The sequence below is a fragment of the Vibrio cholerae ATCC 14035 genome, assembly GCF_000621645.1.
Taxonomy (GTDB): Bacteria; Pseudomonadota; Gammaproteobacteria; order Enterobacterales; family Vibrionaceae; genus Vibrio; species Vibrio cholerae.
Map to the genome: position 1 here is coordinate 40,568 of NZ_JHXR01000024.1, position 7,712 is coordinate 48,279.

Below are 7,712 nucleotides of genomic sequence, written 5' to 3' on the forward strand. Positions count from 1 at the left end.
ATTAAACTCATAATTAAAAATTACAGAACCACCGGCATTAATTATCATCAGATACCACTGCTGTCTTTTGAGCTGAGGACAAAGGCTCTGACCGATAGTTTTCACCGGCTAAAATATCGTAATGAATCACGGTGTCATTATTGAATTTCGAAAAATCGTAGTAGATGGTGTAAGCGTTGAATTCTTCATCTTTAGTCTTTTTCTTTCCATCGACATAAAAATGACAACCAATGGCTCCTGCCCACTCTTTTCTTATACTTTTAAATATATCACTATTGCAATTATCTGCTGTAAACAATGAGTTTAGATCAACCTCTCGATTGTAATATTCTCTGCCTGCTGGAGAAAATCGCAACTGAGCAAAACCTACGGTATCAAAATCATTATGAGCTTGTATGGAAAAGTCTCTTAATTCCACTATACAATTTTGTGAGTTCTTATACGTTTGGTAAGGAATTCTAAATTCAAAATTTGAACCATCTTTAGCAAAATCATGCGTAATCTTCTGGCTTATTTTTCCTCCTTGATGGGCTTTTTGACCAAATAAATCGTAGGAATAAGCTTCACACTCATCTCCTGTCACCCAAAAATGAGTCCACACTTCTAAATAAGCATCTATAGGCTTTTTGCCTGATATAGTAATATAGGACTCATCAGGTTCATCACCCCAAATATTAGGTTGAGAAGTCTGGTAATAGTCATACCCAAGAAAAAATAATGCAATGAATAGTACAACAACTGAGATTAGCTTTTTTATTGCAAGATTATTCAATAACTTCATCTTATTTGCACCTTGATTTCATCTGGTAAGGTTTGCTGTGAAATTAAAAATTTAGTTGCAGGCATACGCTGAGGATCAGAGACTATCTGCCTTAGCTCACCTCTAATTTTATTACGGTTCTCTATTAATTTATTTATAGAATGCATTTCACTCATCAAACGTCCGATATTCATAGTCGGCGTGCCATTTCCTATAGATTCAATCCAAGCTTGTTTAACTGTAAGATAACTTTGTTGCAACGTAGCAATTTCCTGCTCTAAGGCTGAAATCGCTCGTTGATAATGCACCATTAAACTTTCATCACTTAGTGCTGTTAACTGCTCAAATAAATTGGGTATATACTGCTCCATTCCATGCTCTACTATTGAGGCATCTGATAAACCATCTACCATAGCAACAGAATCATTAGTGGCTAAATTTGCTAGGTCTAGCATAGTGACTTGAGTTTGTTTGGGTGTCAGTAAGACTTGGTTATTTGAATTATAAGTTAGTAACTGAGACAAATGACCATGGTGTTGATAATTGTCATCATCATCATCAGTGAGCATTTTTCTCATCAGATCAACACGGCTTTTAAATACATCAAGTACATGGAATCCTTCAGATACATCTGTGTTCATCCATACTGTTGGTATCTGTGGCACCAAATCGTGATTATTAACATGACGGTAATGCAAAATATTTTGATAGCGCTCTACAAAACTGCGAGTTCCCACTCGTGGCATTCCATATGTATATAAACGCAATACTGGAGGATGATAGCTATCTTTAATCAATGCACTTATAAGTAATGCACCAGCGCCCCCTAAGCTATGGCCACAACAATAGAATTTTTTTATTTTATGTAGCCCTAGATCTTTCTCCATCAAAGATAACAAAGCCATCGTATATTGGTAAAACCCCCGATGAACATATGTTCCACCAAACTCTTCGGGGGCGATTTGCGCAGCATCAAGGTCTGTTATAATAAGGTCTTTCATTCCTGGTGAATCGGTAGCACTTTCTATCTTATCCGCAATCACAGCCGCCATACCTGAAGCCGCTTTTATAATTTTAAATTTAGTGTTATCAACAGGTGGTTTCTTACTCTGAAAATAAGGCTCTGTACCTCTCACACCTATAATCGCCAATTCATCGTTAAAGATGATGTAACCTTCACTACCGACATCATCCTCAGCATAATATTGGGCACTTAACGCTTTGCTATATGGAATTTCCTCTAATAACCACTTTGCTTGTAAATCTCCAGAATAAGTCGGTCTTTCTTTACGCTTCAATTGAGAAATAACCGTGCTAATTGCTCCCTGATTATCTATTGTCTTACCATCATCCCTATTAAAATCGTTAGTCGCATAAGCTAATTTCGACAACAACGCAAAGGTATAACTATTCACCAAGTTAAATTCATCGGTATCAATAATCACTGGCATATAGCTACGTAGTGCTTTGATTTCAAAAACATAGGTCTGGTTATGACTGAGTCTAAACCCTGCTTTCTCAGCAGAAGCATTGACATCTATCCCTTTATGCTGCTTTTGTAAAAACTCATCTTTTGGTGCTTCATCCCAGAAATCACCAATAGTGGTAAAGCGGTACTGCTTCGTATCTTTATCTGCGGCGTCAAGTTCTGCCGCAGCTCGTTTTTTCACTGGCGACTCTTGTCCCTCTTTACGGCTGGCATATTTTTCGACTTCAGTTAACAGAGAAGCTTGGCTTACAGAAGCACGCCATTCCCCAGCCGCAATCTTGCCAAACAACACCTTACCCGAACTTGTGGTTTGCGTGTATGTGTTAGAGGGGGCACTTTGGTTCGTAATCGTAACTAGCAAACCATCTATCGGTTCATCATTTTCACTCCGAAACTCTAGCTCTAACCAGTTTTCCTCAGGGTTACACTGCACGCAATAATTAAATGAATCCATGGTTATCCCCTTAGTTCAAATTGACGAGTTAAAGCATGCAGAGCGAGCTGAGCTTCTTCGTTGTTATAGTCTCGTAGAAATTCAATCATGCTAGGCTGAGTCAATTGTTCGGCACCGACAACAGCAACGATAGCGGCACTTAACACACGATATGTTAAGGTTTGTTCAGGAACAGAGAGAGATGGAGCGAGCATGGAAGCGATATCACGCCCTTGAATTAAGTACTCGTTCATCACTTTTGGAAAATGCCGCCATAGCCAAGATTCGAGGTTAGCTTGAACAAGAGGCAAATTCTCATGAGCCTCCAAATGGTGTCGTTTGATCACCCACCACGTTGTCTTTTTGGCCGTAAACTGAGCGTCTGATGTATTGGTAAATGAGACTAACCGATTTTTCTCATGGCTATCGAACACGACTAACTGATTTATCTTACCTAAGAACTGATTTTTTTCTATTTCATCCATTCGTTCAAGCATAGGCACAATGACCTGCCTATCATAAAAACGAAACAGTACTTCTTCGCCTTCCAGTGCTGCAATCAAAAGGCTTTGGAGATGGCTTAATAACTCTGTGGAGGGACAGGAGCAACTTAGGAATATACCTTGTTGTAAGCACTCGTAGTCGATATCCGATACCATATCAGAGACAGGGACTAACCAGGGCGATAACGCCATCACAGGGGCAAAGGTCTCTCCGTGGAAAACAACTTGTGTACCATCAAATACAATTCCACTGTTATTCGCCACCGCCTGTTTAAACGTTAAATGATCAGCAAGCCAATAGACGTTTGATGTCTGTTCACTCAACCATTGTAAAAGCATCTTTTCCATTCCATTTTCCACTAAGCAATAATGCGTTGCCATTCTTGAGGATTATGCTCTTTAACCCATTGTGCTTTTTGATTCGCGGAAGCAATTTTCTTCGCATTTTTAACGGGAGGTTGATTCATGGAGTCTCGGTAGCTTTGGTACCATTTATCAAATGCATCGCCACTATTTTACACAAGCGATTCTACTTGTTGAATTACTGTTTTACGCTTCATAGGATCAAACTGATCGAGTAACTTCACTTCTGACTTAGTTGTCGATTCTGTTTTAGGCAAATAACTTTGCAGTTCATTCGGAACAGTTCTGAACTCAAACAAAATCGCCAATTCCGGACTATGTTTATCACCGACCGTCGCATTATTAATACCGTGTCCGGCTACTTCACCACCATCTTGGAAATATTGAAATACATTTTTCGACAAACTCTCAGAATAGCGAGACTGCAATTGAGGCTTGATATGTTTCATAACCGCTTTGGCATCACTCTTACTGAGTATTTCTACTATTTTGCTTGGTTTTGTACGTGGCAATATTTCCCATGCATTTTTTACTTTTGGATCCGTTAATCCATTCGCATTTGGAGTAATTTGCTCCGACATGGGGTCCCATTCATTGATGTAAATACCAAACTTCTTCGCTAGCTCTGCTGTTTTTAAATAAATAGACGTCAGATAAGCAAATACGTTTGCAGCTAACTCTTTATCATCCAAGTTTTCTGCGCTCGTTAGAGATGCAAATTGGCTCTTGAGTGATTTCTGATACCAAGGTGCCGATTCAAGTAACCTTAATTCTGGCGTTGCACTCGTCCCGAAACCTTTAGCAGCAACACCCACTGTGGCTTGTTGTCCACTTGGTGTCATCGTGATTGTTTGACCTTGAGATTCTGCAGAAATCCCATTGCCCGCAGCAATCACATGCTTCGCATTAGTGATTTCGATAACAAAGCGTCCGTCTTCACTTTGAATAGGAGCTAATGGTTGATGATTGGACTGGTCGATATGCGTAGTAAAGTGGGTTGCTAACCACAACATGGCTTGTTTGCGTGTTTCAACGGCAGCTTTATCGTCCATTTCACAAGGGTAGCTCACCAACTCTACTGTATGCGTCTGCCAATTCTGATAATTTTTTCCATCTTGTAATGAAGGTGGCCGCTGATACGAACCTTGGTTCATGTCTTTCGTTAACATAAACAGCGCATCACCTTGTGCACTTTTCACGTAGCCAAATTTCTGTGCCGAGTTGGCTGGCATAGCCACCACTAGACCAGCTAACTCATTCTCAATGCCAATGGATGACTTCGGGAAATGTGTTGGAAAATCCGGCGTTGCCTTAGTGGATCTTCCAAGATTAGGCTGCGCGTTAGCGGTTGGCTGTGGATTCATTATTGGTTGTGGTGGGGCCATTGGCGGAGCAATCGGTGGTGGTGGAGGCGGCGTGATACTATTCACCGCAGGCGTTGCTTCTTGAGCGGCTAAAGGACACACCTTCACCGCAGGAACATTCGCTTGCTCGGCCTGTAGCAACGCTTGGTAAGAGATGGTTTGCGGTGGAGCCAGTGCCACGGCGGGTTCTAAGCCGCCCGGTAAGGCGGGCATTGCACCGCCAAAGCCGCTACCACTACCAGCGCTGCCGCCAGAGTTGAGATTGACCAAAGCACCGGACAGATGCACCCCAGCCGGATCGACTTTCACAAAGCTGCCGCCCGCTTTAACGGTAATCTCGGAGCCCGCTTCAATCACCACTTTCTGTCCCGCTTTTACATGGATCTCTGTACCCGCTTCATTGACCCGAACTTTGCCTGTTTTCACATGCAGCGAGCCTTCAATACTCAGCACTTGCTCGCCCGTTACCGCTTCTCGACTTTCCCACTCCACCGTCAGGTGTTGGTTGTGCTTAATCTGGGTAAATTGGTCGTTTTCAACGGTCAGGTGATGGTCGTGACGAATGACCGTGGTGTGGTCGTTTTCAATCAAACCATCAAAATCTTTCTGCGCATGCAGGTAGATTTGCTCTTTGCCCGCTTGGTCTTCAAAACTGAGCTCGTTAAAGCCCTCCCCTTGGTGCGTCTCGGTGCGCAGCACGGTTTTGGTTTTGTGCTCAGGCAAGGTGTATGGCGGCGTGTTGGTCGCATGATAAGTGCGGCCAGTGATAATCGGTTGGTCTGGGTCACCGTTTAAAAACTCTACAATCACTTCATGGCCGATGCGCGGAATAGCGATAAAGCCATACTGACTGCCCGCCCAACCTTGCGACACCCGTACCCAACAGGAGCTTTGCTCGTTACCGTTCGAGTAACGGTCCCACGGGAAATGGATTTTCACCCGCCCATGTTCATCACAGAAGATTTCTTCGCCTTCAGGACCGACGACCGTGGCAATCATTGGACCATCGACTTGCGGTTTGGGTTGTGGCTCGGCGCGCCAGTGAAGATGCCCCGGAATTAAGCTGAACTGATTGCTGTAAGTAGTAGCGCCGCTGCCACCGTCTTCTTGTAGCGCTTGCGGCTGCTCACCTTGGTGGTTAATCGACACTACCACCCAATCGCGGTTCATCGCGGGGTCAAGGTGCTCTTGCAGGTCAAACTTATAGCCGGCACGCAGCAGCGGCTCGTTGCTCTGCCCTGTTGCGGTATGGGCATGGCGGCGCAGGTAGTCTAAACGGATTTGGCTAAAGGCGGCGCCGTTCACATCGTCTTTGTAGCGCCCCGGCGCATCAAAATGTTGGTAGCGCGTTTGCTGATAATCCAGCTCAGTACCCTGCACGGTTTGCAAAAACGAGTACGCCGGCTTTTTGAAGCTGTAATCTTTGAGCTGAACTTCGCTCACTTCTGCTTGGGTGCGATAGGTTAAGCCGTGGATATACGGGGTATCCATCGCGCCACCCACTAAAGCGTTGTACGGGATAGGCTCCGGCAGTTTACTTAGGCTATCACTAGCATCACTGAAATAGAGGGTATGTTTGCCCGCTTCATGGACAAAGCTGTACACCAAACCTTCTTCAGCGGCGAGGCGGTGCAGAAAGTCGATATCACTTTCACGGTACTGCACACAAAACTCACGCTGCACGCAATCACGTTTGAGCGCAAAAGCGTAATCGTGGATGCCCATCTCTTGCAGCAAGATAGAGAGAATCTCAGGAACAGTCTGCTTTTGGAAAATGCGGCTATTATGACGCAGGGATAAGCGCTCTAAGGCAGGCACTAAAGTGAGTTCGTAGAAGGTGTGATGATGGCCGATATCGCCTTGGCTGAAAGCACGCACAATGCCGTGCACGCGCTGCACCAACTGTGAATTGCGGTAAAGCTTGAGCTCAGCACGCTTATCCACCATCTGCTCAGCAGTCAGATTGGATACCCGACTCGCCAGTTGCACTTCGTAGCGAAACCCGTAACAGGCTTGCCCTAAAAAAACACTATTAGAGAGTGACTCCTGCCCGTGGAAGCCTCTGACCACCAGAGTCTCATCTTCCAGCCCTTCCACCTCAATGCTGTACGCTAATGTCGCCATCCTGCCTTTCCTTCCCCTACATTAAAAATGGCAAAACCTTAAACCCACAATACCGCGCCAAACGATACTCTGGGTTTAAGGTTCACAGCCGCCCACCCTAAGGTGAGCGACATTCTCGCAGCGTAAATTACGCTTCGATTGGCTTACGCCAGTCATCAGAGCCTGAGGTGCCCGCGTTAACGTGGTCCCAAGTGATTTTGCGGTAAGACAGAGACACAGTCACATTCTGAGTAAAGTCAGATTTTGCTGGGTCTTGGCAGTGTGGCATTTCACAGTGGATATCGACGATAGACGCGTTTTCCAGCTTAGTGGTAAAGAAGTTCTCTTGTTTACCTTCGATAGAAGTACGGTACCACTTCAGCTCAACCGACTTCAGCTTCTCACCTGAAGAGAGCGCGTTGTACAGCAGAGGAACCGCTTTGTTCAGCGCCACAGTGAATTTGAATGGCTTGTGCACACGTTGGCCTGAAGGCTGACCAGATTGTGGGTCAGTCGGTACAGTCACAACGTGGTCAAACTGCTGAACCAGCATCTCATCTTCGTGGCCTTCAACGAATGAATCGCCGATAGAGTCAGCAGTACATGCGCCTGCAGTGATAAGACCCTGAGTTTGGCCTTCGATAGAGATATAACATGGAGTTGGCATGGCTATTTCCTTTCAATAAATCATTTTTAA

Annotated in this window: 5 protein-coding genes; all 5 read right to left on the bottom strand. The window is 44.5% G+C overall.

The features are described from left to right. Window positions 1-37: 37 nt before the first annotated feature. The 5 genes from tsiV1 to hcp-2 all read right to left on the bottom strand — a co-directional run bounded on the left by tsiV1 (window position 38) and on the right by hcp-2 (window position 7,682). A complete protein-coding gene (gene tsiV1, locus T411_RS0113225; protein WP_000771533.1) occupies window positions 38-781 on the bottom strand; it encodes a type VI secretion system immunity protein TsiV1 in 744 nt (247 codons plus the stop codon). Next, window positions 778-2,703 (bottom strand): type VI secretion system toxin TseL, encoded by a 1,926-nt coding sequence (gene tseL / locus T411_RS0113230; protein WP_000376836.1) that lies wholly within the window; start codon window positions 2,701-2,703, stop codon window positions 778-780. The genes tsiV1 and tseL overlap by 4 nt, the downstream gene beginning before the upstream one ends. A 2-nt stretch (window positions 2,704-2,705) precedes the next feature. After that, window positions 2,706-3,533, bottom strand: a complete 828-nt coding sequence (locus T411_RS0113235; RefSeq protein WP_000413970.1) for a DUF4123 domain-containing protein — start codon at window positions 3,531-3,533, stop codon at window positions 2,706-2,708. Window positions 3,534-3,700: 167 nt separating this feature from the next. After that, the gene (tssI, locus tag T411_RS0113245) at window positions 3,701-7,036 is read right to left on the bottom strand and encodes a type VI secretion system tip protein TssI/VgrG (protein WP_027694896.1); all 3,336 of its coding nucleotides are present in this window, start codon (window positions 7,034-7,036) and stop codon (window positions 3,701-3,703) included. A gap of 127 nt (window positions 7,037-7,163) precedes the next feature. Next, window positions 7,164-7,682, bottom strand: a complete 519-nt coding sequence (gene hcp-2 / locus T411_RS0113250; protein ID WP_001142930.1) for a type VI secretion system effector Hcp-2 — start codon at window positions 7,680-7,682, stop codon at window positions 7,164-7,166. Between the last annotated feature and the right edge of the window lie 30 nt (window positions 7,683-7,712).

What these genes read in the sequence shown, in the direction of transcription:
- tsiV1 (WP_000771533.1), bottom strand. Translation starts at nt 781, where the DNA reads ATGAAGTTATTGAATAATCTTGCAATAAAAAAGCTAATCTCAGTTGTT.
- tseL (WP_000376836.1), bottom strand. Translation starts at nt 2,703, where the DNA reads ATGGATTCATTTAATTATTGCGTGCAGTGTAACCCTGAGGAAAACTGG.
- T411_RS0113235 (WP_000413970.1), bottom strand. Translation starts at nt 3,533, where the DNA reads ATGGAAAAGATGCTTTTACAATGGTTGAGTGAACAGACATCAAACGTC.
- tssI (WP_027694896.1), bottom strand. Translation starts at nt 7,036, where the DNA reads ATGGCGACATTAGCGTACAGCATTGAGGTGGAAGGGCTGGAAGATGAG.
- hcp-2 (WP_001142930.1), bottom strand. Translation starts at nt 7,682, where the DNA reads ATGCCAACTCCATGTTATATCTCTATCGAAGGCCAAACTCAGGGTCTT.